25 protein-coding genes are annotated in these 24,953 nt (G+C 70.5%); 20 read left to right on the top strand and 5 right to left on the bottom strand.

Annotation, left to right across the window (positions count from 1 at the left end; all coding sequences use genetic code 11):
• Window positions 1-11 precede the first annotated feature (11 nt).
• From ACFWE1_RS13885 to ACFWE1_RS13870, 4 genes are all read left to right on the top strand, one after another.
• Window positions 12-1,322, top strand: a complete 1,311-nt coding sequence (locus ACFWE1_RS13885) for an ABC transporter substrate-binding protein (protein WP_376934017.1) — start codon at window positions 12-14, stop codon at window positions 1,320-1,322.
• A 94-nt stretch (window positions 1,323-1,416) separates the two neighbouring features.
• The gene (locus ACFWE1_RS13880) at window positions 1,417-2,331 is read left to right on the top strand and encodes a carbohydrate ABC transporter permease (RefSeq protein WP_376934016.1); all 915 of its coding nucleotides are present in this window, start codon (window positions 1,417-1,419) and stop codon (window positions 2,329-2,331) included.
• Between the two features lie 2 nt (window positions 2,332-2,333).
• Window positions 2,334-3,272, top strand: coding sequence for a carbohydrate ABC transporter permease (locus ACFWE1_RS13875; RefSeq protein ID WP_376934015.1), 939 nt, complete (start codon window positions 2,334-2,336; stop codon window positions 3,270-3,272).
• A 200-nt stretch (window positions 3,273-3,472) separates the two neighbouring features.
• Complete coding sequence (locus ACFWE1_RS13870) at window positions 3,473-5,383, top strand: FAD-binding monooxygenase (protein WP_376934014.1); 1,911 nt, start codon at window positions 3,473-3,475, stop codon at window positions 5,381-5,383.
• An 88-nt stretch (window positions 5,384-5,471) separates the two neighbouring features.
• On the opposite strand, the gene ACFWE1_RS13865 is transcribed toward ACFWE1_RS13870, so the two are convergent.
• Window positions 5,472-6,185, bottom strand: a complete 714-nt coding sequence (locus tag ACFWE1_RS13865; protein WP_376934013.1) for an IclR family transcriptional regulator — start codon at window positions 6,183-6,185, stop codon at window positions 5,472-5,474.
• Window positions 6,186-6,348: 163 nt separating this feature from the next.
• On the opposite strand from ACFWE1_RS13865, the gene ACFWE1_RS13860 reads away from it, so the two are divergent.
• Window positions 6,349-6,726 carry a hypothetical protein gene (locus tag ACFWE1_RS13860; RefSeq protein WP_376934012.1) on the top strand — a complete coding sequence of 126 codons (378 nt, stop codon included), beginning with the start codon at window positions 6,349-6,351 and terminating at the stop codon, window positions 6,724-6,726.
• A 266-nt stretch (window positions 6,727-6,992) separates the two neighbouring features.
• Here ACFWE1_RS13860 and ACFWE1_RS13855 read toward each other — a convergent pair whose 3' ends face one another.
• Window positions 6,993-7,805 (bottom strand): hypothetical protein, encoded by an 813-nt coding sequence (locus tag ACFWE1_RS13855; protein ID WP_376934011.1) that lies wholly within the window; start codon window positions 7,803-7,805, stop codon window positions 6,993-6,995.
• A gap of 565 nt (window positions 7,806-8,370) precedes the next feature.
• Here ACFWE1_RS13855 and ACFWE1_RS13850 point away from each other — a divergent pair.
• The 14 genes from ACFWE1_RS13850 (at window position 8,371) to ACFWE1_RS13785 (ending at window position 21,383) form a co-directional block, all read left to right on the top strand.
• Window positions 8,371-9,969 carry a Re/Si-specific NAD(P)(+) transhydrogenase subunit alpha gene (locus ACFWE1_RS13850; RefSeq protein WP_376934010.1) on the top strand — a complete coding sequence of 533 codons (1,599 nt, stop codon included), beginning with the start codon at window positions 8,371-8,373 and terminating at the stop codon, window positions 9,967-9,969.
• Window position 9,970: 1 nt separating this feature from the next.
• The gene (gene pntB, locus ACFWE1_RS13845; RefSeq protein WP_376934136.1) at window positions 9,971-11,392 is read left to right on the top strand and encodes a Re/Si-specific NAD(P)(+) transhydrogenase subunit beta; all 1,422 of its coding nucleotides are present in this window, start codon (window positions 9,971-9,973) and stop codon (window positions 11,390-11,392) included.
• A gap of 102 nt (window positions 11,393-11,494) precedes the next feature.
• A complete protein-coding gene (locus ACFWE1_RS13840) occupies window positions 11,495-11,785 on the top strand; it encodes a hypothetical protein (RefSeq protein WP_376934009.1) in 291 nt (96 codons plus the stop codon).
• A 97-nt stretch (window positions 11,786-11,882) separates the two neighbouring features.
• Window positions 11,883-13,082: a Fic family protein gene (locus ACFWE1_RS13835; RefSeq protein ID WP_376934008.1), complete on the top strand. Its 1,200-nt coding sequence runs from the start codon at window positions 11,883-11,885 to the stop codon at window positions 13,080-13,082.
• 131 nt (window positions 13,083-13,213) lie between these two features.
• On the top strand, window positions 13,214-13,810 hold the full coding sequence (locus tag ACFWE1_RS13830; RefSeq protein ID WP_376934007.1) for a DUF308 domain-containing protein: 597 nt from the start codon (window positions 13,214-13,216) through the stop codon (window positions 13,808-13,810).
• The gene (locus ACFWE1_RS13825; RefSeq protein ID WP_376934006.1) at window positions 13,807-14,190 is read left to right on the top strand and encodes a hypothetical protein; all 384 of its coding nucleotides are present in this window, start codon (window positions 13,807-13,809) and stop codon (window positions 14,188-14,190) included. The genes ACFWE1_RS13830 and ACFWE1_RS13825 overlap by 4 nt, the downstream gene beginning before the upstream one ends.
• Window positions 14,191-14,388: 198 nt before the next feature.
• Window positions 14,389-15,306, top strand: coding sequence for an ABC transporter permease (locus tag ACFWE1_RS13820; RefSeq protein WP_376934005.1), 918 nt, complete (start codon window positions 14,389-14,391; stop codon window positions 15,304-15,306).
• 2 nt (window positions 15,307-15,308) lie between these two features.
• Window positions 15,309-16,091, top strand: coding sequence for an ABC transporter permease (locus ACFWE1_RS13815; protein WP_189084005.1), 783 nt, complete (start codon window positions 15,309-15,311; stop codon window positions 16,089-16,091).
• A 112-nt stretch (window positions 16,092-16,203) separates the two neighbouring features.
• On the top strand, window positions 16,204-17,262 hold the full coding sequence (locus tag ACFWE1_RS13810) for a PotD/PotF family extracellular solute-binding protein (protein ID WP_189084006.1): 1,059 nt from the start codon (window positions 16,204-16,206) through the stop codon (window positions 17,260-17,262).
• Window positions 17,263-17,307: 45 nt separating this feature from the next.
• A complete protein-coding gene (locus ACFWE1_RS13805; RefSeq protein WP_376934004.1) occupies window positions 17,308-18,435 on the top strand; it encodes an ABC transporter ATP-binding protein in 1,128 nt (375 codons plus the stop codon).
• 52 nt (window positions 18,436-18,487) lie between these two features.
• Window positions 18,488-19,288 (top strand): carbon-nitrogen hydrolase family protein, encoded by an 801-nt coding sequence (locus ACFWE1_RS13800; protein WP_189084008.1) that lies wholly within the window; start codon window positions 18,488-18,490, stop codon window positions 19,286-19,288.
• 47 nt (window positions 19,289-19,335) lie between these two features.
• Window positions 19,336-20,022, top strand: coding sequence for an RraA family protein (locus ACFWE1_RS13795; protein WP_376934003.1), 687 nt, complete (start codon window positions 19,336-19,338; stop codon window positions 20,020-20,022).
• Window positions 20,023-20,107: 85 nt separating this feature from the next.
• Window positions 20,108-20,848 carry a 3-keto-5-aminohexanoate cleavage protein gene (locus ACFWE1_RS13790; RefSeq protein ID WP_376934002.1) on the top strand — a complete coding sequence of 247 codons (741 nt, stop codon included), beginning with the start codon at window positions 20,108-20,110 and terminating at the stop codon, window positions 20,846-20,848.
• A 58-nt stretch (window positions 20,849-20,906) separates the two neighbouring features.
• Window positions 20,907-21,383, top strand: a complete 477-nt coding sequence (locus tag ACFWE1_RS13785) for an Lrp/AsnC family transcriptional regulator (RefSeq protein WP_189084011.1) — start codon at window positions 20,907-20,909, stop codon at window positions 21,381-21,383.
• 46 nt (window positions 21,384-21,429) lie between these two features.
• Here ACFWE1_RS13785 and ACFWE1_RS13780 read toward each other — a convergent pair whose 3' ends face one another.
• Window positions 21,430-21,936 carry an Lrp/AsnC family transcriptional regulator gene (locus tag ACFWE1_RS13780; RefSeq protein ID WP_229781518.1) on the bottom strand — a complete coding sequence of 169 codons (507 nt, stop codon included), beginning with the start codon at window positions 21,934-21,936 and terminating at the stop codon, window positions 21,430-21,432.
• 245 nt (window positions 21,937-22,181) lie between these two features.
• On the opposite strand from ACFWE1_RS13780, the gene ACFWE1_RS13775 reads away from it, so the two are divergent.
• Window positions 22,182-22,790: a DUF2165 domain-containing protein gene (locus ACFWE1_RS13775; RefSeq protein ID WP_376934001.1), complete on the top strand. Its 609-nt coding sequence runs from the start codon at window positions 22,182-22,184 to the stop codon at window positions 22,788-22,790.
• 176 nt (window positions 22,791-22,966) lie between these two features.
• Here the strand turns inward: ACFWE1_RS13775 and purB are convergent, their stop codons facing one another.
• Window positions 22,967-24,346, bottom strand: a complete 1,380-nt coding sequence (gene purB / locus ACFWE1_RS13770) for an adenylosuccinate lyase (RefSeq protein ID WP_376934000.1) — start codon at window positions 24,344-24,346, stop codon at window positions 22,967-22,969.
• Window positions 24,343-24,870: a low molecular weight protein-tyrosine-phosphatase gene (locus ACFWE1_RS13765; RefSeq protein WP_376933999.1), complete on the bottom strand. Its 528-nt coding sequence runs from the start codon at window positions 24,868-24,870 to the stop codon at window positions 24,343-24,345. Before ACFWE1_RS13765 ends, purB begins: the two co-directional genes overlap by 4 nt.
• Window positions 24,871-24,953 lie beyond the last annotated feature (83 nt).

Genomic DNA, 24,953 nt, shown 5'->3' with positions numbered 1-24,953 from the left:
GAATCCGAGCAATGAGCAAGCAACGGAGCTTCTCGACCCGTCCCGCACGGGCCATCCGCACGGCCGCGATCGCGACCGCGCTCGTCGTGGCCGGCACGCTCGCCGGCTGCGCGGCCGACGGCGGCGACGCCGGCGACGGCGACCGCACCCTCAACGTCCTGATCGCGCAGCCCCAGGAGGGCGCGGGCAAGATCCTCGCCGAGCAGTACGAGGAGGAGACGGGCGTGAAGGTCGAGATCGAGGTCGTGCCCTACGACCAGATCCAGACCAAGGCGATCCTCGACGCGCAGTCGGGCACGAACCACTACGACGCGATCCAGTACTGGTACACCTCGGTCGGCGCGCTCGCCGAGGCCGGCGCCCTCGCCGACCTCACCGACTGGGCCTCGTCGGACGAGGAGATCGACGAGCCCGACTTCATCCAGAGCATCTTCGGGCCGTACACGCAGTTCGAGGGCAAGACGTACGGGCTGCCGATCGACGGCGACACGCACGTGCTCTTCTACAACACCGACATCCTCGAGCGGAACGGCGTCGCCGTGCCCACCACCTGGGACGAGTACGTCGCCGCCGCCAAGACGATCACCGAGGCCGAGAAGGCGAACGGCGTCTACGGCGCCGCGTTGCTCGGCTCGAAGAGCGCGTTCAACATCGGCTCGACCTTCTTCAACCGGCTCGCGACGATGTCGCCCGACCCGATCGACCCGGCGATGCCCGATCTCACGACGGACGCCGCGGTCGCGGCGGCGCAGGCGATGCTGGATGCCTCGCCCTACGCCCTGCCGAGCCCGCTCGAGATCGGCTTCGAGCAGGCGCTGCCGCAGTTCCTCGCCGGCAACGTCGGCATGATCGAGTTCTGGACCGACCTCGGCGTCTTCGCCCAGGACCCGGGGCAGTCGAAGATCGTCGACGGCTGGGGCGTCGCGCCGCTGCCGATCGGCCCCGAGGGGCACGTCTCGGGCGCGCTGAACGCGGGCTGGGCGATGGGCGTGAGCCCGAACGCCTCCGACGCAGAGCTCGCGAAGGACTTCGTGCGCTTCTCCTCCTCGAAGGCGATGAACGAGCAGCTCATCACGACGACGGGCAGCGGCGTCGACCCGATCCGCACCTCGACGCTCGAGAGCGAGAAGTACCGCGAGTTCGCCCCGCAGGTCGCCGAGGTGTCGGCGCAGGTGCTGCCCGAGGCGCAGTCGTGGCCGACGTCGCCCGCGGCGCCCGAGATGATCTCGGCGCTGAACGACAACCTCGCGCTCATGCTGCAGGGCAACCTGACCGCCGAGCAGGCCATGGCCCAGACCTGGGACGCCTGGCAGAAGCTCTGACCGGCCCGGCCGGCCGGGACTCCGTGTTCCGGCCGGCCGGCCCCGACCCATCCGCCCGGGCCTGCCCGGGTCGCTCGAGACAAGGAAGTCCCCCATGGCAACGGTGGCCCCGGAGACGGCGGCGCTGCGGAAGCCGCGCGGCCGGCGCATCGGCTGGGCGTTCCTCGCCCCCGCGTTCCTCGCGATCGCGATCGTCGCGATTTACCCGCTGATCTACACGGTCGTGGTGTCGTTCAGCGAGTCGTCGCTGGGTCGGCCGTTCGCCGAGTGGGTGGGCTTCGACAACTTCGCCAAGGTGCTGAGCGACGGGGTGACGGTGCCGTCGCTCGGCCGCTCGCTCGTCTTCGCGATCCCGTCCGCGCTGCTCGCCCTCGTGATCGGCTTCGTCATCGCGCTCTCACTCGACGTGGCGGTGCGGTCCGGCAAGGTCGTGCGGGTCATCTTCCTCCTGCCGCTGATGACGCCGCCCGTCATGGCGGGCGTGATCTGGAAGCTCATGTTCGCCCCGACCGGCGGGCTCTTCAACAACGTGCTGCAGCTCGTCTCCCCGGGCGCCGACCCGATCCTCTTCCTCGGCAGCTCGCCCGCGGCGATGATCTCGATCGTCGTGGTCGACGTCTGGCAGTGGGTGCCGTTCTGCGTGCTGCTGCTCTTCGCGGCCCTGCAGACGCTGCCCGGCGAGGTCTTCGAGGCGGCGCAGGTCGACGGCGCCGGGGTCTGGCGCACCTTCCGTCACGTGACCTTCCCGCTCGTGCTGCCGACCCTCGTCACGGTGCTGATGCTGAAGCTCATCGTGTCGTTCAAGGTCTTCGACCTGGTGTTCATCATGACCGGCGGCGGGCCCGGCCTCGACACCACCGTGAGCAGTTTCAACATCTACCGCACGGCGCTGCAGCAGTTCGACGTCGGCGCGGCGGCCGCGCAGACGATCGTCTTCCTCGTGCTCGTCACGATCGTGATCGTGCCGCTCTCCTCGTACCGCACCCGACTCCAGAAGGCCGGTGAGTGACCATGTCGACCACCATCGAGCGCGGTCCCGCCGGGGCCGCCGACGCGCCGACCACCCGCGCGATGACCGTGCCGGACGGGCAGCCGCCCCGGTCCCGCCGGGCCAGCTCGACGAGTCGCATCGGGCGGGCGCCCCGCGGCGTCGTCGTGCTGAAGTGGGCGGTGATCGCCATCGCGATCGGCTTCACACTGCTGCCGATCCTGTACCTGGTGACGATGTCGTTCAAGAGCCCCGACGACATCCTCTCCACCCGCATCCTGCCCTCCCGCATCGCGTGGGAGAACTGGGCCTCCGCCTTCGAGCAGGCCCCCGTGCTCGTCTACCTGCGCAACTCGCTCATCGCCGCCGCCATCGCGGCCGTCGTCGCGCTCGCCGTGGCGATCCCCGCGAACTTCGCGATGGCGCGGCTGCGCACCGGGGGATCGCGCTCCATGGCGCTCATCGTCTCGGCGTACGTGGCGCCGCCGATCGTCGCCGTCATCCCGCTGTTCATGCTCGTGCGCACCGCCGGGCTGATGGACAACGTGATCGGCCTCGGCCTCATCGAGGGCCTGATGGTGACCCCGGTGGCGGTCTGGCTGCTCGACGGCTTCTTCCGGGGCATCCCCGAGGAGATCGACGAGGCGGCCCAGATCGACGGCTGCGGGCCGGTGCGCACCCTCGTGCGCATCGTGCTGCCGCTCGTCGCGCCAGGCGTGGTCGCGGTCGCGATCATCGCGTTCATCCTCGTCTACAACGACTTCCTCATCCCGCTGATGCTCACGCAGAGCACGGCGTCGCAGACGCTGCCGGTCGGCATCGCCCTCATGCAGGGCGGTCGCGAGGTCATGTTCGGGCAGATGGCGGCGGCGTCGCTCACGGGCATGATCCCGGTGTACCTGCTGGCGCTGTTCCTGCAGCGCTGGCTCGTGGGCGGGCTCACCCAGGGCAGCATCAAGTAGGCCTCGGGGGCCTCCTCCTCGCCGCGGCGGCTCTTCCCCGCCGCGCCCGCGGTTGTCCCGCGCGCGGGGCGGGCGTATGATCACTGCGCGATAACCGAATGGCACGTTCGATTATCGAACGAGAGCGGATGGCGAGACGCGAGCCGCGCTCGGGCGGGACGCCGCAGCGGCGCCCCATCACGACGAGGTGAGGAGCCCCCGTGCAGTTCCACCACAACGGATACGTCTCGGGCGACCCGCGCGTCCAGCCCGCCGCCGGCGTCGGCCTCGACCGGCCCGACGAGCTGCCCGACGAGATGGACGTGCTCATCGTGGGCTCCGGCCCGGCCGGCATGCTGCTCTTCGCGCAGCTCTCCCAGTACCCCGACGTCGTGGCGCGCATGATCGAGCGCCGCGACGGACGCCTGGTGCTCGGCCAGGCCGACGGCATCCAGCCCCGCAGCGTCGAGACCTTCCAGGCCTTCGGCTTCGCCGAGCGGATCATCGCCGAGGCCTACAACATCGGCTACATGAACTTCTGGGGCCCCGACCCCGAGCACCCCGGGCAGATCACCCGCACCTCCCGCACCGAGGACTACGGCTACAAGATCAGCGAGTTCCCGCACCTCATCGTGAACCAGGCACGCGTGCTCGACTACTTCGCCGAGGCCGCCGCGAACGGTCCCGGCCGCATGAAGCCCGACTACGGCATCGAGTTCCTCGGCCTCACGGTGCACCCCGACGGCTCGCCCGAGGCGGGCGACCACCCCGTCGAGGTGCGCGTGCGCTACACCGCGGGCGAGCGCGCCGGGGAGGAGCGCACGGTGCGCGCCAAGTACGTCGCCGGCTGCGACGGCGCCCGCAGCGGCGTGCGCGAGGCGATCGGGCGCAAGCACGTGGGCGGCATCTCGGCGCACGCCTGGGGCGTCATGGACGTCGTCGTGAACACCGACTTCCCCGACTGGCGCACGAAGTGCGCGATCAACTCCGCCGCCGGCAACATCCTGCACATCCCGCGCGAGGGCGGCTACCTCTGCCGAATGTACATCGACCTCGGCGAGGTCTCGGCCGACGACAACCACGAGGTGCGCAAGACGCCGATCGAGACGATCATCGCCAAGGCGAACGACATCCTGCAGCCGTACTCGATCGACGTGCGCGAGGTCGCCTGGTTCAGCGTCTACGAGGTCGGCCACCGGGTCACCGACCACTTCGACGACCGCGGGGAGGGGGCGGATGCCTCGCCGCGCGTGTTCCTCACCGGCGATGCCTGCCACACGCACAGCGCGAAGGCGGGCCAGGGCATGAACGTCTCGATGCAGGACGGCTTCAACCTCGGCTGGAAGCTCGGCTCCGTCGTCGCCGGGCTCGCCCCGGCCGAGCTGCTCGCCACCTACTCGGCCGAGCGCCAGCCCGTCGCCCAGCAGCTCATCGACTTCGACCGCGAGTGGTCCTCGCTCATGGCGCGCAAGCCGGAGGAGATCTCCGACCCGCAGGAGCTCGCGAACTACTACCTCGGCACCGCGGAGTTCCCCTCGGGCTTCATGACCGAGTACGCCCCGTCGGCGATCGTCGGCGAGGCGACCCACCAGGCGCTCGCCACCGGGTTCCCGATCGGCAAGCGCTTCAAGTCCTCCGAGGTGTCGATGGTGTGCGACGGCAACGTCGTGCACCTCGGCCACCACGCGAAGGCCGACGGCCGCTGGCGCATCTACGCCTTCGCCGACGCGCCCGCCGCCGGCGAGGCATCCGCGCTCGCGTCGTGGGCCGAGTGGCTGTCCGACTCGGCCGAGTCGCCGCTCGCGCGGTTCACGCCCGAGGGCGCCGACGTCGACGCCGTGTTCGACGTGAAGGTGATCTATCAGCAGCCGCACGAGGGCGTCGACATCATGGCGGTGCCCGAGGTGTTCCGGCCGAAGACCGGACCGCTCGGCCTCATGGACTGGGAGAAGGTCTTCGCCGCCGCCCCGAGCGCCTGGTGCAAGACCGACATCTTCGAGGAGCGCGGCATCTCCCGCGACGGCGCGGTCGTCGTCGTGCGACCCGACCAGTACGTCGCGCACGTGCTGCCGCTCGCCGCGACCGCTGAACTCGCGGCCTTCTTCGGGGGAGCCCTGCGCCCCCAGCGGTAGCGGTGGTCCCCTGAGCCCGTTGGTCCCCTGAGCTTGTCGAAGGGAACCAGGCCACATTCCCTTCGACCGGCTCAGGGGACCAGGCGGCTCACACCCCGGAGGCGCGCTGCAGCCGGGCGACCGCCTCCTGCAGCCGCTCGGCGAGCTCGGCCTCCGGCCGGGGGAACGAGACGTGGATGACCGCGATCGATGCCGGCGGCTGGCCGGGCAGGCTGAGCGGAACGGCGACCGAGCGCAGCGAGGGCACGACCTCGTCGTGACTCACCGTGTACCCCCGCTGACGGCTCTCGACGACCTCGGCGCGGAGCGGCTCTGGCACATCCGCGGGCCAGCTGCGCTCGGGCAGTCCGAGCAGGATCGCCTTGCCGGGTCCGCCGCGGGTGATCGGATGCCGGTGCCCCGGCCGGTAGGACACCGCCGCGGTGCGCCGCGGCGAGGCGCTGACGAGCGTGACGGCCTCGTCGCCGTCGAGCAGCACCGCGAGCAGGCAGGTCATGCCGAGGTCCTCGGCCACCTCGGCGAGCTCGGGCAGCGCGAGCTGCTGCAGGTCGCGCTGCACCCCGGCGGCGAGGGCCGCGAGGCCGGCGCCGAGCAGCAGCCGCCCGGCCGCGTCGCGGGTGACGAGCCCGTGATCCTCGAGGGTGCGCAGCAAGCGGTAGGCGACCGAGCGGTGCACGGCGAGCGCCGTGGCGACCTCGTCGATGGTCAGCGGGCGCTCGGCGTCCGCCAGCACCTCGAGCACCCGGATGCCGCGGCTCAGCGTCTGCGATCCGGCGGCGTTCGCCGGGGCATCCTTGGCCACCTGGACCGCCTCTCCCGGCGGCATGCGCCGCGCGTTCTCGTCCGATACTAGAACGCCGTGACCGGAGTGCGGACGACCAGGTGAGATACAGGTCGCGTCACCCAGGAGTTGTGCATACTTTTAGCTGGGGCCCGTGGAGGGGATCCGGCCGAGAGGTGAACTCATGCGAGTGGTGATCGACCCCGAGACGCAGGTCGAGGTCATGGTCCCTGAATTCGCCACGCCCGATGCGGTATTGCGCCGGGAGCGCCTGCGGCGGGCGGGTGGGCTGCGAAGGCTTCGCTTCGCTCCCGATTGGGGCCATCCATGGCCGCTGTGGCTGATCGGATCAGAGCCGTTCAACGCCTCGCCGGCTGATCTCGGGTTGAGCGAGGAACTTGCCGCCGAGATTCGCCGATGGCACGACGAGTGGCTGGAGCATTTCGACCCGTTTGCCGGCTGGAAGCCGGGGTCGAGCCCCGATGCATGGGAGCGACGAGGCGAAGCGATCCGCGCGGGCCTCGAACGGGAGCTGTTCGATTCGACGGAACTCGTGGACTGAGTCTCGGAGGAGCGGTGCACGTCCCAGAAGGGAGGTTCAGCCCTTCCTCCTGCGAACGAGTCGCCGCAGCCACGTGCGGATCGGTCGCCGTTGCGCCGACGTGCGTACCGGGACCGGTGTGCGTTGGGCTTGCTCTGCGGCCTGGCGAGCCCGGACCTCGGCCTCGGCCAGATATCCGCCACCTTGCAGCGAAGTGAACATGTCGCCTCCGTTCATCGTCGGCTGTCCCTTGTCAGTGTGGCAGCATCTTGCTCGTCCAACATGGGCTACTTCGCCTCCGGGCTGAAGAGAGCCAAGTCGTATCCGGGACTGGTGCTGTCCGCATCACCTCGAAGTGTCGTCACCTTCGACGAAGCCCGCGCGTTCACGGCATCATCGACGGAGACGCCGCTCGTGAGCTCACGCAAACCTCCCACTGCCCTGGCCGCGCCCACGTGTGCCTCGTCGACAATGACGTACTGGGCGGCGGTTCCTTCGTCCTCGATGAGAACCGTGTAGGCGTGGGTCGCCAGCTGGGCGGCGGTCGTCCTGGCGAGGGTAGTGAACTCGCCTCGTGCCGTCGCGAAGAAGACCTCTTCGCCTACGGTGATCGTCCAAATCTTGGTCGCCCCGTCGTCTGCGAGCAACTCCGCCTGGGAGATATCGAGCCCGTAGCCCGACGCGGCATCGACAATTCCCTGGTGCCGACTGATGTCGGTTTCATCGGCAGCGCCAATAGAGGCTGCCCGTGCCAGGCCGCCGACATTGAGGGCCTGGCCGACGCCCCGAGTCTTGTCCTCGCATGTGTCATTGCGCCAGGTGAACTTGCCCGAACCGTAGCTTCGGGTGTTGCTGACGGTCACATCACTCGACCACTGGGTGGTGTTCGCGGTTCCGAACCAGACCCGCAGCTGTACCTGTTGAAAGCTCCATACTGCAGGTAGATAGGCGCGAATCCCGGTTCGTGACTGGTATGCGGTTGCTTCTGAATATGTGCTGCAGGAAGTCGTGTTGCCGTCCTTCCATGTGGTGCTCGCCGCGGAGGCATGAAAGGCCGGGCCAGCAATGACCAGCGCAACCGCCACACCAGCGACTGCCACGAGGCGTCCGAGCCGCCTCTGCGGGCCGCGGGCCGAGCGCCGCGTTCAATTCGGCCCGTCACCGCCTCGGCCGTTTGAAAGTGTGCGTCCATTTCGTTCTTCTCCGAAGGAATCGGACCCTGCTGCCGGAGCCGCGACGGGTCGCTGGTCGTCTCCAGGCGGTCGAAGAACCGGAGCAGGCAAACGCACGATCTGCCTTGGGAACGTACTCTACGACCCGTTTCTCTCATCGACAAGAGCGGAGCGCGCGCGACTACGCGCAGCGTCGCCGCCGAAGTTCCGCCTGGGGAAAGAACCGGGAATCCTTCATCTTCGGCGCGCGGAGAATCGCGGCATCCTCAGCTCAGCACCCCATACGCTGGCCGCAGTCACCACGATGACCCTCCCCGCTTCCGCATAATGAAATGTAATTTTCACACTGAGGAAGAAGCGTCCTCTAGAGTGGTGCCAGCCCTGCTGCAGTGCCGCCGCCCCGTGCATTCGCTCGGGACCGCGGCGAGTGCTGCAGCCCGCAGTCCGACCGTGCGCGGACGCGTCGACGAAGACGAAGGCAGAGGAGAACCGCATGACCCGAATCGGGGTCGTCACCGAGCAGCCGCCGGAGACGAGGGTCGCCGCGACACCGGCGACCGTGAAGCAGTTGATCGCACTGGGCTACGAGGTGGCCGTCGAAACGGGAGCCGGCGAGGCATCCGCGTTCCTCGACGAGGCCTACCGCGACGCCGGGGCGACGATCGTCGCGGGCGCCGAGGCCCTGGCGAGCGAGATCGTGCTCAAGGTGAACGCGCCCACGGACGCCGAGGTCGCCGCGCTGCGCTCGGGCACCACGATCATCGGCCTGCTCGCCCCGGCCTTCAGCGCCGAGCTGCTCGAGCGGCTCGCCGCCGCGGGCGTCACGGCGATCGCGATGGACGCGGTGCCGCGCATCTCGCGGGCGCAGTCCATGGACGTGCTCAGCTCGATGGCGAACATCGCCGGCTACCGCGCCGTCGTCGAGGCGGCGCACGAGTTCGGCCGCTTCTTCACCGGTCAGGTCACCGCCGCCGGCAAGGTGCCGCCCGCCAAGGTGCTCGTCGCCGGGGCCGGCGTCGCCGGGCTCGCGGCGATCGGCGCGGCATCCAGCCTCGGCGCGATCGTGCGCGCCACCGACCCGCGGCCCGAGGTCGCCGACCAGGTGAAGTCGATCGGCGGCGAGTACCTGAAGGTCGAGGTCGAGGTCGAGCAGTCCACCGACGGCTACGCCAAGGCGACGAGCGAGGCGTACGACCGCCGCGCCGCCGAGATCTACTCCGAGCAGGCCGCCGACGTCGACATCATCATCACGACGGCGCTCATCCCGGGCCGCCCCGCTCCGAAGCTCATCACCGCGGCCGACGTCGCGAGCATGCGCTCCGGCAGCGTCATCGTCGACATGGCCGCCGGCATGGGCGGCAACGTCGAGGGCTCGGTCGCCGGCGAGCGGATCGTCACGCCGAACGGCGTCGTCATCCTCGGCTACACCGACCTCGCCTCGCGCCTGCCCACTCAGGCCTCGCAGCTCTACGGCACGAACATCGTCAACCTGCTGAAGCTGCTCACCCCCGGCAAGGACGGCGAGCTCGTGCTCGACTTCGACGACGTCGTGCAGCGCGCCGTCACCGTCGCCCGCGGCGGCGAGGTCACCTGGCCGCCGCCGCCCGTGCAGGTCTCGGCCGCTCCGGCCGCCGGCGCGCCCGTGGCGGCCGCGGCCGAGCCCGCCGCACCGAAGGCGCCGATGTCCGCCGCGAAGAAGGCGCTCCTCGTCGCGATCGGCGTCGCCGCGCTGTTCCTCGTGAACGCCGTCGCACCGCCGCCGCTCCCCCAGCACTTCACGGTGCTCATGCTCGCGGTCGTCGTCGGCTTCTACGTCATCGGCAAGGTGGCGCACGCGCTGCACACCCCGCTGATGAGCGTGACGAACGCGATCTCGGGCATCATCATCGTCGGCGCCATGGTGCAGATCACGAGCGACGTGCTCGTCGTGCAGATCCTCGCCGCCGTCGCAGTGCTGCTCGCGAGCATCAACGTCTTCGGCGGCTTCGCGGTGACCCGCCGCATGCTCGCCATGTTCTCGGTCGGCGCGCCGCCTGCGGGCACCGCCGCCACGACCGAGCGCGCGGGAACCGACGGAAAGGCCGGTGCCTGACATGACCGAGCTCTCGACGCTCACCGTCGCCGGTTCCGTGGCCAGCGCCGCCTACCTCGTCGCCGCGCTGCTGTTCATCCTCAGCCTCGCGGGCCTCAGCAAGCATGAAACCGCCCGAGCCGGTGTCGGTTACGGCATCGCGGGCATGGTCATCGCGCTCGTCGCGACCGTGTGGGCGACGCTCGCCGGCGCCTGGGGCACGGCCTCCGTCACGACGGGGCTCATCCTGCTCGTGGTCGCCGTGCTCGTCGGCGGCGCCATCGGCCTCTGGCGGGCCCGCGTCGTCGCGATGACCGGCATGCCCGAGCTCATCGCCCTGCTGCACAGCTTCGTCGGTCTCGCGGCCGTGCTCGTCGGCTGGAACGGCGCGCTCGAGGAGTCCGCGATGTCGGGCGCCCTGCTCGACATCCACCACGCCGAGGTGTTCATCGGCGTCTTCATCGGCGCCGTCACCTTCACCGGTTCGATCGTCGCGTTCCTGAAGCTCTCGGCGCGGATGAAGTCGGCCCCGCTCATGCTGCCGGGCAAGAACGCGCTGAACCTGGGCGCGCTCGTCGCCTTCGTGGGCCTCACCGTCTGGTACGTGATCACGCCCGAGCTGTGGCTCCTCGTCGTCGTGACGGTGCTGGCGCTGCTGCTCGGCTGGCACCTCGTCGCCTCGATCGGCGGTGGCGACATGCCCGTCGTCATCTCGATGCTGAACAGCTACTCGGGCTGGGCGGCGGCCGCGGCGGGCTTCCTGCTGAACAACGATCTGCTCATCATCACCGGTGCGCTCGTCGGCTCCTCGGGCGCCTACCTCTCGTACATCATGTGCAAGGCGATGAACCGCTCGTTCATCTCGGTCATCGCGGGCGGCTTCGGCATCGCGGCGCCGAGCTCGAGCGGCGAGGTCGAGGGCGAGGTGCGCGAGCTCGATGCGGAGGCGGCGGCGGCGCTGCTGCGGGATGCCTCGAGCGTGGTCATCACCCCCGGCTACGGCATGGCGGTGGCGCAGGCGCAGTACCCCGTGGCGGAGCTCACCAGCCGGCTGCGCGAGCGCGGGGTGAAGGTGCGCTTCGGCATCCACCCGGTCGCCGGTCGCCTGCCCGGGCACATGAACGTGCTGCTCGCCGAGGCCAAGGTGCCGTACGACATCGTCGAGGAGATGGACGAGATCAACGACGACCTGGCCGAGACGGACGTCGTGCTCGTGATCGGCGCGAACGACACCGTGAACCCGGCAGCGGCGCAGGACCCGGGCAGCCCCATCGCGGGGATGCCGGTGCTGCGGGTCTGGGAGGCGGGCAACGTGGTCGTCTTCAAGCGCTCGATGTCGGCGGGCTACGCGGGCGTCGCGAACCCGCTGTTCACACGGGACAACGCGCAGATGCTGTTCGGCGACGCCAAGCAGCGCGTCGAGGACATCCTCCGGGCGCTGTAGCCGCGCCTCGTGCGATGCCCCGGGCCCGACGGCCCGGGGCAGTCGCGTCACTTCGGTAACGAAACCGAGTGCGGCGGAAACATCCGAGGAAAGGAGGATCTCTTGGGAGAAGCGCGTTCGGAACAGTCGCCCGCTCGGCTCGGCGGCCCGCTCACCCTCGCGGTGCTCGGGGGCGCCGTCGTTGCGTTCTTCCTCGCCGTTCTGTTCTCTCCGCTGTGGATGCTGCTCGTCGCGGCACTCGCGCTCGCGAACATCGGCGCGCAGATTTCCGGCATCAGCACCGGGGGCCCTCGCGGGTATCGCTTCGCGCTGATCCTCATCAATCTGGTGCTGTTCTCCGTCGCGCTGATGTGGCTCCTCGACGAGTCGCTCGGGAGCCCTTCGACGAGCTGACCGGCCGCGCCCAGCCCAGAACCTTCGCTTGGGCCTCTCGTTAGTGAAGGTTATGGCGCTAAACTTCATTACAGCGAGCGGGTGGTGAAGGATGCAGATGACTCAGCCGACACGGCAGACCGCGGTGAGCTACGAGGAGCGCCCGTGGACGCCGAAGGTCCCGTTGGACGTGCTCCCCGCGAGCATCCGCGCGACCATCACCCGCCCGTACGAGGCCGCGGTCACCCCGAGGATCGCGGATCTCGATGTCGTGCTCTCCGAGGGGCTCGCCGAGGCTGTCCAGAACGCGCAGCAGCAGCTCGTCCGCTTCGACGTCGAGGTCGGTGCCGTCACTGCGCCGTTCGCGTCGATCCTGCTGCGCAGCGAGTCGGCGTCGAGCTCGCAGATCGAGAACCTCACCTCCGGCGCACGGGCGATCGCCGAGGCCGAGCTCGGGGAACGAGTCGACGGCAACGCGCCGCTGATCGTGAGCAACGTTCGGGCGATGGAAGCGGCCGTCGAGGCTGCCCACGGCCTCGACCACGAGACGATCATCGCGATGCACCGAGAGCTGCTGAAGGAGTCGGACCCGGGAATCGTCGGCCGGTACCGCACGGATCAAGTCTGGATCGGCGGCGGCGACCGGACGCACTATTCGCCGCATGGCGCAGACTTCGTGCCGCCGCACCACGAGCGGGTGGAGGCCGCGCTGGACGACCTGATCGAGTTCTCGCTGCGGCCGTCGGCGGTCCCGCTCGCGAGCATCGCCGTCGCGCACGCGCAGTTCGAGACGATCCACCCGTTCCCGGACGGCAACGGGCGCACGGGCCGCGCGCTGGTGCAGTCGGCTCTGCGGCGGTCGGGACTGACGAAGTCCGTGACCGCTCCGATCTCGGCCGGCATCCTCCAGCAGCGAGACCGGTACTTCGCGGCGCTCGACCGCTACCGCGAGGGCGACGTCCAGCCGATCGTCGGGGTGTTCGCCGAGGGCGCGGTGCTCGCGGTCGTCAACGGTCGGCAGCTCGTCGCCGACATCCAAGCTACGAGGGAGTCGTGGGAGGCGAAGCTGCGGGGGGTCCGCTCGGACGCGGTCGCCCGGACGATCGCCGACCTCGCGCTCGAGCATCCGGTCCTGAACTCGCGTCTCATGCAGGACCGGCTGCCACGGTCGGGCCGTGCGATCTTCTCCGCGATCGGGACACTCGTCGATCGCGGCATCCTCACCCAGGCGAACTCGCGTCAGCGCAACCGGATCTGGGTCGCGCGCGACCTCATCGCGAACCTCGATGCGTTCGCGGAGCGGAGCCGGCGCAGCTGACCCGATCCCGCGGACTGCGCATCGTCGCGCGCGGGCCCGTCGCGTACGCCGAATCCCCAGTTCGACGGCGCGTAGGATGGATGGGTACCCCGGCAGCGACGGGGCACCCATCGACAGCGAAAGAGGTCGCCGTGACCGCCGCATCCGCGCGCGCCCAGGACTGGGCGGTGCCCGTCGTCCGCGGTGCGCTCGCCCTCGCCGCCACGGCGGCCATCACCTTCTCGCAGGACCATTCCCCCGCGCTCGGCCTGCTCGTCTTCGGCATCTGGGCCGTCGTCGTGGGCGTCGTCGTCGGCGCCCTGAGCCTGCGCTTCGTCGCCGACCGCACCACGCGCGCCATCATGCTGATCTCCGCGATCGCCACGGCCGTCGCGGGTCTGCTCGCGCTGACCGTGCCGGGCGGCGGACTGCCGTTCTTCCTGTACCTCGTGAGCGCCTGGGCAGCGATCACCGGATTCCTCGAGCTCTACCTCGGCCTGCGCGGGCGCGGCCGGGATGCCGGTGCGCGCGACCGCCTCGCGGCGGGCGTGTTCACCGCGGTGCTCGCGGTGCTGTTCGTGCTGCTGCCGCCCGATTCGGTGACCGCGGTCGGCTTCTTCGGCGCGTACCTCGCGATCCTCGGCGTCTACCTCGTCATCGGCGGGCTGTCGCAGAAGTGGGCCGGCGCCCCCGGCCGCGGCGAGGCCCCGGCGGCCGGCGCCGCCACCCCCGGATCGGAGCAGTCGTGACCAACGAGAACCCGGGCCAGCCGCCGCGCGAGCCCTACCAGCCGAGCCGCCGCGAGCTGCTCCGCCCGGCCGAGTACGTCGGCGGCGCCGCGATCGCCGCGATCTTCGTCGGCGTCGTCGTGCTCATCGCGACGCGCGATTGGATGCTCACGCTCATCGGCACCGGCGGCGTCTTCATCGTCGTGCTGATGGTGCTCGCGCTGCTGCAGATGGCGCTGAAGCCGGATGCCTTCGAGCAGGCCGAGCTCGCGGAGTCGACCGGCCACGGTGCCGGCCCCGGCGCGCCGGCCGCGCCCGGCCCCGGTGCGGGCGACGCCGCCGGCCGCGACACCGGCGCGGCCGCGCCGGGCGACGACGAGCCCACGGGCCCTGCGAACTAGACGACCCGCGTCCGATCGGGCCGGTCTCCGCGCTGCGGTGGCCGGCCCGTTGTCGTCGGCGGCCGACCGGCCCATCGCGGACTCCGTCAGGATTGCCGCCGACTTCCACGGATTCCGCGCCGCCGGGCCGAGCGCAGGCACAGCTCGGCGGCTCATGATGGTGAACACCCCATCACCGGCGAGCTGCGAAGGAGCAATGTGACCGCGACCACACGGGCGATCCATCTGGGTCGTCAGGAGAAGCCGAAGCGCGGCTCGCTTCTGCTGCTCATCCCCGGGATCGCCTCGGTGGTGCTCCTCGGCGTCCTGCCGCTGTTCATCGTGGCGCGCAACAGCTTCGCCGTCGCCGACGACTACGGCGGCATCACCGACGGGCTCACGTTCGAGAACTACGCCAAGCTGCTCGACCCCGTGTACTCCAAGACGCTGCTCTTCTCGCTCGGCCTCGGCCTGCTGAACACCGTCGTCTGCCTCGTCATCGGCTACCTGACCTCGTACTACATCGTGTCGCGGCCGACGAACCGGCAGGGCTTCCTGCTGCTGCTCGTCATCATCCCGTTCTGGACCGACTTCCTCGTGCGCACCTTCGCGTGGATCACGATCCTCGGCTCCGGCGGCCCCATCGCCGGCATCCTGGGCATCTTCGGCATCGCCGGCTTCTCGGTGATCCCGAGCAACCTCGCCGTCGTGCTCGGCCTGCTCTACTCGTTCCTGCCGACGGCGATCTTCCCGATCTACGCGTCGATGCGCTCGATCGACCCCTCGCTGAAGGAGGCCGCCACCGACCTCGGCGCGAGCTGGTGGGGCGTGCACCGCCGCGTCATCCTCCCGCTGTCGAGCCCCGGCATCCTCGGCGCCGCGCTGCTGACCTTCATCCCCACGATGGGCGTCTTCGTCATCCCCGTCCTGCTCGGCGGCGGCAAGGACCCCCTCGTCGGCAATCTCATCGTGACCCTCTACACCGAGTTCCGGAACCAGCCCATGGGCGCGGCGGTCTCGATGGTGCTGCTCGTGCTGATGCTCGCCTCGATGGCGCTCGTCGGGCTCGCGCTGAAGCGCTCCTCGACGAAGCGCTCCTCGACGAAGCGCGCCACGACGAAGAAGACGGAGGCCTGAGCATGGACCGGATCGTGAACGGCATCGCCCGCGGCGTCTTCGTCTTCCTCTACATCCCGATCGTCGCGGTGATCGTCTACTCCTTCAACGCCGCGGGCACGAACACCCGCTTCGACGGGCTCACCCTGCAGTGGTACGTCGAGCTGTTCCAGGATGCCTCGCTGATGCAGACCCTGCGCACGAGCGCCCTCGTGGCGGTCATCACGGCGACGGTCGCGACGATCATCGGCATCATGTTCGCCCTCGGACTCGCCAGGTACCGCGGCCGGGGTCGCGGTGCGCTGATGGCGCTCATCGCCCTCCCGCTGATCGTGCCCGAGATCGTGCTCGGCGTCGCGCTGCTCAGCGTCTTCAGCACGACGAAGGTGCCGCTCGGCATCCTGACCCTCGTGCTCGGGCACCTCATCGTCTCGCTGCCGCTCGCCACGCTCGTGCTGATGAGCTCGGCCGCGATGCTCGACCCGAGCCTGCCCGAGGCGGCCACCGACCTCGGCTGCACGCCGTGGCAGACCTTCACCCGCGTCTACTTCCCGCTCCTGCGGCCCGCCGTGGTCGCCGCCTGGCTGCTGAGCTTCACGACCTCGTTCAGCAACATCGTGATGTCGACCTTCCTGAGCGGCGTCGGCTCCACGACGCTGCCGCTGAAGATCTACTCCAGCCTGAAGACCGGCCTCACGCCGAGCATCAACGCCCTCGGCGCCCTGCTCATCCTGCTCACCCTCGTCATCGTGCTCCTCGTCGGCGTCAGCCAGATGCGGCGCATCCTCGTCGAGTCCCGCACCTGACCGGCGCCGCCGGCCACGAACCGCACCACCAGCACCACCGCAGCACGCACCACCAGCACCACGCACCACGCAGTCCCCCGCAGCACCATCCCCCACCGAAAGGATCCACGTCATGAAGAAGCTGATCGTCGCCAGTGTGGGCGTCGTCGCCGCCCTGGCGCTCTCCTCCTGCAGCGGCACCGGCGGCGACGCCGGCCCCTCGACCGAGCTCAACGTCTACGCCTGGGCCGACGAGATCCCCCAGACCGTGTTCGACGCCTTCACCGAGGAGACGGGCATCGCCGTCAACGTCGACAACTTCGACAGCAACGAGACGATGATCTCGAAGCTCGCCGCCGGCAACTCCGGCTACGACATCGTCGAGCCGAGCCAGTACGCCGTGCAGCAGCTCGTCGGCCAGGAGCTCCTCGAGCCGCTCGACAAGTCGAAGATCGAGGGCATCGACAACCTCGCGCCGAAGTTCGCCGACCCGAGCTACGACCCCGGCCTGCAGTACTCCGTGCCGTGGGTGTGGGGCACGACCGGGCTGCTCTACAACGCCGCCTGCACCGGCGGCGAGGAGATCACGAGCTGGACCTCCCTCTTCGACCCGAAGTGGAAGGGCAAGATCAACATGCTCGACAACATGCTCGCCGCGTACATCGCCGGCCTGCAGGTGAACGGCTACGGCGCAGACAGCACCGACGAGGCCGAGATCGCGAAGGCGACCGAGTCCCTCATCGAGCAGAAGCCGCTGCTCTCCGGCTACAACTCCACGAACTACGGCGAGCTCGTCGCGAGCGGCGACGTCTGCATCTCGGAGGCCTGGGGCGGCACCAGCACGGCGAAGATCGTCGAGCAGAACCCCGACGTGCACTACGTGCTCCCCGAGGAGGGCGGCAGCCTCTGGGTCGACGGCCTCTCGATCGCGAAGGGCGCCCCGCACCAGGACGCGGCCTACGAGTTCATCAACTTCCTGCTCCGCCCCGAGATCGCCGCGATGGCGACGAACGACGGCGGCCTCGCGAGCGCGAACGCCGCGGCGCAGGAGCACGTCACCGACCAGGGCCTCCTCAGCAACGCGGCGGTCTACGCCTCGGACGAGCAGGTCGCGAACGCGGACTTCATCGTCGACCCGGGCAAGGCCATGCGCTTCTACCAGGACGGCTGGACCCGCGTGAAGGCCTCCTGACCCGGGCCTGACCCCCCTGTCCGCCACGAACAGCAGATCGAGATCATGACGACGCAGACCACCTCAGCCGCGGCCGACACCACCGCGCCGACGACGGCCCCGGCCGTCGAGATCCAGGGGCTCTCGAAGGAGTTCGCCGGGCACCTCGCGGTGCACCCGCTCGACCTCGAGATCCGGGAGAACGAGTTCTTCTCCATCCTCGGACCGTCCGGATGCGGCAAGACGACGCTGATGCGGATGATCACCGGCTTCGAGACGCCGAGCTCGGGCCGTGTGCGGCTCGGCGGCGTCGACGTCACCGACGTGCCGACGCGGAACCGTGATCTCAACATGCTGTTCCAGAGCTACGCGCTGTTCCCCCACCTCACCGTGTTCGAGAACGTCGCGTTCGAGCTCCGGGTGCGGCGGGTCGCCAAAGCAGAGGCGAACCGCCGCACCACGGAGGCGCTCGAGCTCGTGAAGCTCGGGCACCTCGGCGACCGCAAGCCCGACCAGCTCTCGGGCGGGCAGCGGCAGCGCGTCGCCCTCGCCCGCGCCGTGGTGTCGGGGCCGAAGGTCGTGCTGCTCGACGAGCCGCTCGGTGCGCTCGACCAGCAGCTCCGCAAGGAGATGCAGTACGAGCTGAAGCGGATGCAGCGCGAGGTCGGCATCACGTTCATCTACGTGACGCACGACCAGGAGGAGGCGCTCACGATGTCGGACCGCATCGCGGTCATGTCGGAGGGCGTCGTGCAGCAGGTCGCCGGGCCGGAGGACATCTACAACCGCCCCGAGACCCGTTTCGTCGCCGGCTTCATCGGCAGCTGCAACCTGCTCGACGTCCAGGCGCCCGCCGGTGCCGAGGGCGAGGAAGTCGCGGTCGGGGTGCCGGGCGTCGGCGCGCTGCGCGGCGTGCTCGGCGAGACCGTGCCGACGCCGCGGGCGGGCACGCTGCTGCTCCGCCCCGAGCGCATCGAGGTGCGCCGCGCCGACGCGGGCGACGGGGTCGTCGGCGTCGCGGAGACCCTCACCTTCCTCGGCGAGGAGTGGCACCTGCACCTCCGCGTCGGGGAGCACCTGCTGCGGGCATCCGTCTCCAGCCTCGTCAAGGAGCGCGACCTGCCCGGCCTCGCCGCCGGCGACCGGCTCAGCCTCAGCTGGCGGCCGCAGGACGCCCGCATCGTCGTGCGCTGACGAACGCCCCACCGCCCCACCCATCGACCGTTCACACGAGAGGAGCCGCGCGATGCGAGTCGCCGTCGCCCAGACCTCCCCCGGCATCGACGCCGAGGAGAACTTCGCCACCATCCGCCGCTTCACGGCCGAGGCCGCCGAGCGCGGCGCCCGCCTCGTCGTCTTCCCCGAGGAGGCGATGCTCCTCGCCGAGGACGAGCTGAAGCCCCGCTTCGACGAGATCCTCCCGGCCGTCTGGCCCCGCTTCGAGGCGCTCGTCGCCGAGCTCGCCCGCGAGCACGGCATCGCCGTCATCGCGGCCGGCTACGAGCCGAACCCCGGCGGCCGGCCCTTCAACACGATGATCGCGGTGGATGCCTCGGGCGCCGAGCTCGCGAGGTACCACAAGCTGCACACCTACGACGCCTTCGCCTACCAGGAGTCGGCCTACGTCACCCGCGGCGCCGAGCTGCCGCCCGTGATCGAGATCGACGGCGTGCGCATCGGCCTCGCCAACTGCTACGACGTGCGCTTCCCCGAGCTGTTCCGCAGCCTCGCCGACCGCGGCGTCGACGTCATCGCGCTCTCGGCGGCCTGGGTCTCCGGCAAGGGCAAGGAGGAGCACTGGTCGGTGCTGACCCAGGCCCGCGCGATCGAGAACGTCAGCTGGCTGCTCGCCTCGGCGACCGTCGGCCCCGACTCGGCCGGCCTGAGCCGCGTCATCGACCCGCTCGGCGTCGTCGTCGCCGGGCTCAACGCCCACGACGAGGGCCTCGTCGTCGCCGAGCTCGACCTCGAGCGCTCGGAGCGGGCGCGCGCCATGCTGCCCGCGCTCGACAACCGCCGCATCGAGCTCGCGTACACCCTCGCCTGACCCCCGTCGCCTGACCCACCTCGCCTGACTCACCCAGAAAGAGGACCATGTTCTTCCACACCGGGACCGCCCCCGCACCCCTGTCGCAGCCGCTCCGCGAGAAGCTCGAACGGCTGAGCTTCCCCACCCTCGGCCACTACCTCGAGGAGGGCTTCGTCGACCCCGAGGTGCGTCGCATCGTCGCGGCCGGCGGCCGGGTCATCGGCACCGCCTTCACCGTGCGCACCACCGCGAGCGACTCGACCGCCCTGCACCACGCCGCCGGCCTCATCGGCGCCGGTCAGGTGCTCGTGCTCGACACCGGCGGCGACCGCCGCCACGCGCCGCTCGGCGAGGTCGTCGCCGCGCAGCTCGTCGCCCGCGGCGCCGCCGGCGCGGTGGTCGACGGCGTCGTCACCGACGTCGACGAGATCGCCGAGCTGGGGCTCACCGTGCACGCCCGCGGCACGAGCATGCTCACCACGAAGCTGCACGGCATCGACGCGGGCGGCGTGAACGTCCCCGTCACGTGCGGCGGCGCGGTCGTGCACCCCGGCGACGTCGTGCTCGCCGACGCGAACGGCGTGCTCGTCGTGCCCGTCGAGGTGCTCGAGCGCCTCGTCGACCTCGCGCTCGAGGACGACGCCGAGGAGCCCGACCTCATCGCCGACCTCCGCCGGGGCGAGCCGCTCGGGTCGCTCACCGGCGCCAGCGACACCGTCGCCGAGCTCCTGGCGCGCACCACGCCCCACTAGCGCGGCACTCCCACTCGCGGTCGGCGGCCTTCGGCTCCGTCGGCCGTGCTCCGCCATGCCGAGAAACACCTAGGAAAGGCATCCCATGCTGCTCAAAGCCGCCATCAACGGCGGCCGCCCGGTCACCGAGCACCCGGCGGTCCCCCGCTCCACCGAGGAGATCGTCGCCGCCAGCGTCGCCGCGATCGCGGCGGGCGCCGACGTGGTGCACGCCCATGTCATCGACGAGGACGGCGAGCAGACGATCCGTCCCGAGGCGATCGGCGCGTGGGTGCGCGCGATGCGCGCGGCCGATCCCGCGATCGTGATCGGCACGACGACGGGGCTCTGGACGGTCGCCTCGCACGCCGAGCGGATGGCCCACCTCGCCGCCTGGCCGGCGGACGCCCTGCCCGACTTCGCCTCGGTCGCCTTCTGCGAGGAGGGCGCCGCCGAGGCCGCCGTGCTCGTACTCGAGCGCGGCATGGTGCTCGAGTCGGCGGTGTGGTCGATGGACGATGTGCCGGCGCTGCTCGCCTCGCCGACCCTGCACCGGAACGTGCGCGTGCTGATCGAGCCGGAGACCGAGGATGCCGAGGCCGCCGTGGCCCAGTGCCGCGAGATCGCCGCGGTGCTGCGGGAGGCCGGCGTCACGGCGCCGATCCTCTACCACGGCTACGACGAGACCGTCTGGCCGGTCGTCGAGGCCGCGATCGCCGACGGCTGCGAGACCCGCATCGGCTTCGAGGACGGCGTGCTGCTCGCCGACGGCACGACGCCCGCCGACAACGCGGAGCTCGTGCGCGCCGTGCGCGCGCTCGAGCGCGCGACGCTGTCCCGCGTCTGAGCCGACCCGGCCGGCCTCCCGCCCCGCGATACCCTCGTGGGAGGGAGGCCGGTGCCGCATGATCGACGACCTCGACCGCAAGCTGATCGAGTTGCTCGCCCGCGACGGGCGGCGCACGTTCGCGGCGCTCGCCGACGACCTCGGCGTCTCGCAGTCGACCGTGCGCACGCGGCTCGCGAAGCTCGAGGAGGACGACGTCATCATGATCGTCGCCCTCTGCAACGCACTGCTCCTCGGCCACCAGGTCGTCCGGCTGCTGCTGCGGGTGCGCAACCTCACGCCCCTCGCGGTCGCCGACGGGCTCGTCGGCATCAGCCAGATCAACCACGTCGCGCTCGTCGCCGGATCGCACGACCTCTACCTCGAGGCGACCTGCCGCGACCAGCCGCAGCTCATCGATCTGCTCGACGAGATCCGTCGGCACCCGGGCGTCGCCGCCATCCAGCCGATCATCGTCACCTCGCTCGCAAAGGACTACAGCTGGGGCGGCCTCCGCGGCACCGCGGGGCAGAGCATCAGCGACCCCGACGGCTGAGCCGCGGCGGGCTCGGTCGCGCTCGCGCTCGCTCAGTCGCGCGCGCTCAGTCGCCGAGCTGCGCGAGCGGCGAGGGCTCGCGGAAGCCCTGCCAGAGGTAGGTGTCCTTGCGCACCTCGAGCACCGTGAGCGTCTCGAGGTCGGAGATGCCGCGGATGCGCCGCAGGTCCTGCAGCACGATCTTGCCGAGGGCCTGGGCGTCGGGCGCGACCACGTCGAGGATGATGTCGTAGTAGCCGAGCGTGCATGCCACGTACTTGATCTGCGGATGGTCGGCGAGCTGTTCGGCGACTCGCGCGACGGGTACCTCCGCGACGCGGATCCCGACGTGCGCGGCGATGCCGCCGATCTTCGTCTCGTCGTACATCCCGGCGACGTAGATCACGCCGAGCGAGACGAGCCGGTTGTAGCGCTGGCGGATGGTCGGCTCGGAGAAGCCGATCCGGCGCCCGATCTCGGCGAAGGAGCGTCGGCCGTCGACTCGGAGCTGATCGATGATCTCCCGGTCGACGTCGTCGAGGATCGGGTCCCTCGGATGACGCGCAGCTTCCACGGAGTCAGCGTAGCCCCTGCCCGCCGGCCGCGGGATGCCCCGGCCCGCGCGCGCCACTTCGGCCTCATTGCGCCACCTCTACTGGCGCAATGGCGCGCAACTGGCGCGGACGCCGCGCGGGCGCCGCGCGGACGCCGCGCGGGCGCGGCCGCGAGGGGGCGGGTGGGTCGCTCCGTCGCGGCTCGCGCCCCTCGCGGTACGGTTCGATCGGATCGACGAGGATCCAGTTCGAGTGAGGAGACGCCGTGTCCGACCACCGTTCCGCCCCCGCCGCCGAGCTCGGCGCACCCGACGAACCGACGCGCGGCTGGCTGCGCCTCGGCACGCTGCCGGTCGTCGCGGCCGTGCTCGTCGGGCTCAACGGGCTCTACATCCTGCTCGTCGCGTTCGGAAACATCACCGACTTCGGCACGAATCAGGCCTTCGTGCAGCACGTGCTCGCGATGGACACCACGAACTTCGGCGCCCCCGCCGGCGAGGACCTCGATCCCGACGTCATGTGGCGGGCGATCACCGATCCGGTGCTGCAGAACCTCGGCTACCTCGGCGTCATCGTCTGGGAATCGGCGACGGCGATCGTGCTGATCGCCGCGGTCGTATTCTGGATCCGCGAGCGCCACCGCGGCTACCGCCTCGCTCGCGCGCTCTCCACGATCGGCCTGCTGATGCTCCTGGTCCTGTTCATGGGCGGCTTCATCACGATCGGCGGCGAGTGGTTCCAGATGTGGAAGTCGACCTCGTGGAACGGCCTCGACCCGGCGTTCCGGAACTCGGTGCTCGCGCTCATCGCGCTCGTCGTCATCCACCTGCCGAGCGCCCACTGGCGGGCACCGGAGGCTCGGGCACGCGTCTAGCGGCCCGCCTCGCCCGGGGCATCCGCCCTGCCCCCGCGCCCGCGCCACTTCGGCGCCGTTGCGCCACCTCTGCTGGCGCAACGGCGCGCAAGTGGCGCTGACGCGACAGCCAGCGCGCAAGCACGGGCGGCGAGCGGCGACCGGCGACCGGCGAGCGGCGACCGCCGCCCGTCCCGCTACAGCCGGTCGACGAGCTCGTCGGCGAGGCCCGTGTACGAGGCCGGGGTCAGCGCGAGCAGACGCTGCTTCGCGGCATCCCCGATCTCGAGACCCTCGACGAAGGCCGCGAGCTCGGTCGCGCCGACTCGCTTGCCGCGGGTGAGCTCCTTCAGCAGGGCGTACGGGTCGCTGATCGTCGAGCGCCCGGCGACGACCTCGCCGCGGATGACGGTCTGGATCGCCTCGCCGAGCACCTCCCAGTTGCCGTCGAGGTCGGCGAGCAGCAGCTCCCGGTCGAGGTCGATCTCGGTGAGGCCGCGCTGGATGTTGTCGAGGGCGAGCAGCGAGTGCCCGAAGCCGACGCCGATGTTGCGCTGCGCGCTCGAGTCGGTGAGGTCGCGCTGCAGCCGCGAGGTGACGAGCGTCGCGGCGAGCGAGTCGAGCACGGCACTGGAGAGCTCGAGGTTCGCCTCGGCGTTCTCGAAGCGGATCGGGTTGACCTTGTGCGGCATCGTCGAGGATCCGGTCGCGCCCGCCGCCGGGATCTGCCGGAAGTAGCCGAGCGAGATGTACGTCCAGATGTCGGTCGCGAGGTTGTGCAGCACCCGGTTCGCGTGCGAGACCTTGCCGTAGAGCTCGGCCTGCCAGTCGTGCGACTCGATCTGCGTGGTCAGCGGGTTCCAGTCGAGCCCGAGCGAGGTGACGAACTCGCGCGACACCTCGGGCCACGAGGCATCCGGCAGCGCCACGACGTGCGCCGAGAAGGTGCCCGTCGCGCCCGAGAACTTGCCCAGGTACTCGGTCGCCTCGATCTGCTTCGCGATGCGCTCGAGCCGGTGCGCGAACACCGCGAGCTCCTTGCCCATCGTCGAGGGGGTGGCCGGCTGACCGTGCGTGCGGGACAGCATCGAGGCGTCCCGGTGCTCGCGCGCGAGCTCGGCGATCGCCGCGACGACCGCGCGGTACTTCGGCAGCCAGACCTGCTGCACCGCGTCGCGCACGGTGATCGCGTACGAGAGGTTGTTGATGTCCTCGCTCGTACAGGCGAAGTGGGTGAGCTCGGCGATCGCGTCGAGGCCGAGGTCGGAGAGGCGGCGGCGCACGTAGTACTCGACAGCCTTCACGTCGTGACGGGTGGTCGCCTCGAGCGAGCCGAGCTCGTCGATGTCGGGCTGCCCGAAGTCGGCGACGACCTGGCGCAGCGCCTGCTTCTGGTGCTCGCTGAGCGGGGAGGTGCCGAAGAAGCCGCGGTCGGTCTGGGCGATCAGCCACTCGATCTCGACGTGGACGCGGGCCCGGTTCAGGCCCGCTTCTGACAGGTGCTCGCCGAGGTCTCCGACGGCGGCGCGGTAGCGTCCATCGAGCGGGCTGAGCGGCTGGGGAGGCAGCGAAGTCATCGGATTCCTTGTCTGAGAGCCGGCGCGAGTTGCCGGAAGAGCGCCGTGGTCGACCGCTCTATCATCTCAAGCACACGATCGAACATCGCATCGTCGGAGTAGTAGGGGTCGGGCACGTCGACGAGGCCGGTCGGTTCCGGCTCGAACTCGAGCAGCAGCCGCACCTTGTCGAGCTCGCCGTCGTGGTGGGCCCAGTTGCGCAGGATCCGCGCCTGGCCGCGGTCGAACGCCACCACGAGATCGAGCTCGCGGAACCACTCCGGCTCGAACTGGCGCGCCCGGTGCCGGGAGCCGTCGTACCCGGCGCGCTCGAGGGCGGCGATCGTGCGATGGTCGGCGCGCTCGCCCACGTGCCAGTCGCCCGTGCCGGCGGAGTCGACGCGCAGCGCACGTTCGAGGCCGGCCTGCGCGGCGAGGTGGCGCAGCACGACCTCCGCCATCGGCGACCGGCAGATGTTGCCGGTGCACACGAACGAGACCCGGAAGGGCTGCGCGGGCAGGCCGACGGGCTCCGCTCGCGTCATGGCTCCATTCTGCTGGAATCGGCGGGCGGGGAACAGGGGGCATTCGCGCTCGCGGCGCTACGCTGGGTCGGCACTGCCGGCAC

Source organism: Agromyces sp. NPDC060279 (assembly GCF_042726785.1).
Lineage (GTDB): Bacteria > Actinomycetota > Actinomycetes > Actinomycetales > Microbacteriaceae > Agromyces.
This window is presented reverse-complemented; position numbering and strand designations above follow the sequence as displayed.

Excerpts from the sequence above, each read along its gene's own strand:
- ACFWE1_RS13885 (WP_376934017.1), top strand. The coding sequence starts at position 12 with ATGAGCAAGCAACGGAGCTTCTCGACCCGTCCCGCACGGGCCATCCGC.
- pntB (WP_376934136.1), top strand. The coding sequence starts at position 9,971 with ATGACCGAGCTCTCGACGCTCACCGTCGCCGGTTCCGTGGCCAGCGCC.
- ACFWE1_RS13795 (WP_376934003.1), top strand. The coding sequence starts at position 19,336 with ATGTTCTTCCACACCGGGACCGCCCCCGCACCCCTGTCGCAGCCGCTC.
- ACFWE1_RS13785 (WP_189084011.1), top strand. The coding sequence starts at position 20,907 with ATGATCGACGACCTCGACCGCAAGCTGATCGAGTTGCTCGCCCGCGAC.
- ACFWE1_RS13860 (WP_376934012.1), top strand. The coding sequence starts at position 6,349 with ATGCGAGTGGTGATCGACCCCGAGACGCAGGTCGAGGTCATGGTCCCT.
- ACFWE1_RS13810 (WP_189084006.1), top strand. The coding sequence starts at position 16,204 with ATGAAGAAGCTGATCGTCGCCAGTGTGGGCGTCGTCGCCGCCCTGGCG.
- ACFWE1_RS13800 (WP_189084008.1), top strand. The coding sequence starts at position 18,488 with ATGCGAGTCGCCGTCGCCCAGACCTCCCCCGGCATCGACGCCGAGGAG.
- ACFWE1_RS13805 (WP_376934004.1), top strand. The coding sequence starts at position 17,308 with ATGACGACGCAGACCACCTCAGCCGCGGCCGACACCACCGCGCCGACG.
- ACFWE1_RS13880 (WP_376934016.1), top strand. The coding sequence starts at position 1,417 with ATGGCAACGGTGGCCCCGGAGACGGCGGCGCTGCGGAAGCCGCGCGGC.
- ACFWE1_RS13765 (WP_376933999.1), bottom strand. The coding sequence starts at position 24,870 with ATGACGCGAGCGGAGCCCGTCGGCCTGCCCGCGCAGCCCTTCCGGGTC.
- purB (WP_376934000.1), bottom strand. The coding sequence starts at position 24,346 with ATGACTTCGCTGCCTCCCCAGCCGCTCAGCCCGCTCGATGGACGCTAC.
- ACFWE1_RS13835 (WP_376934008.1), top strand. The coding sequence starts at position 11,883 with ATGACTCAGCCGACACGGCAGACCGCGGTGAGCTACGAGGAGCGCCCG.
- ACFWE1_RS13790 (WP_376934002.1), top strand. The coding sequence starts at position 20,108 with ATGCTGCTCAAAGCCGCCATCAACGGCGGCCGCCCGGTCACCGAGCAC.
- ACFWE1_RS13875 (WP_376934015.1), top strand. The coding sequence starts at position 2,334 with ATGTCGACCACCATCGAGCGCGGTCCCGCCGGGGCCGCCGACGCGCCG.
- ACFWE1_RS13850 (WP_376934010.1), top strand. The coding sequence starts at position 8,371 with ATGACCCGAATCGGGGTCGTCACCGAGCAGCCGCCGGAGACGAGGGTC.
- ACFWE1_RS13815 (WP_189084005.1), top strand. The coding sequence starts at position 15,309 with ATGGACCGGATCGTGAACGGCATCGCCCGCGGCGTCTTCGTCTTCCTC.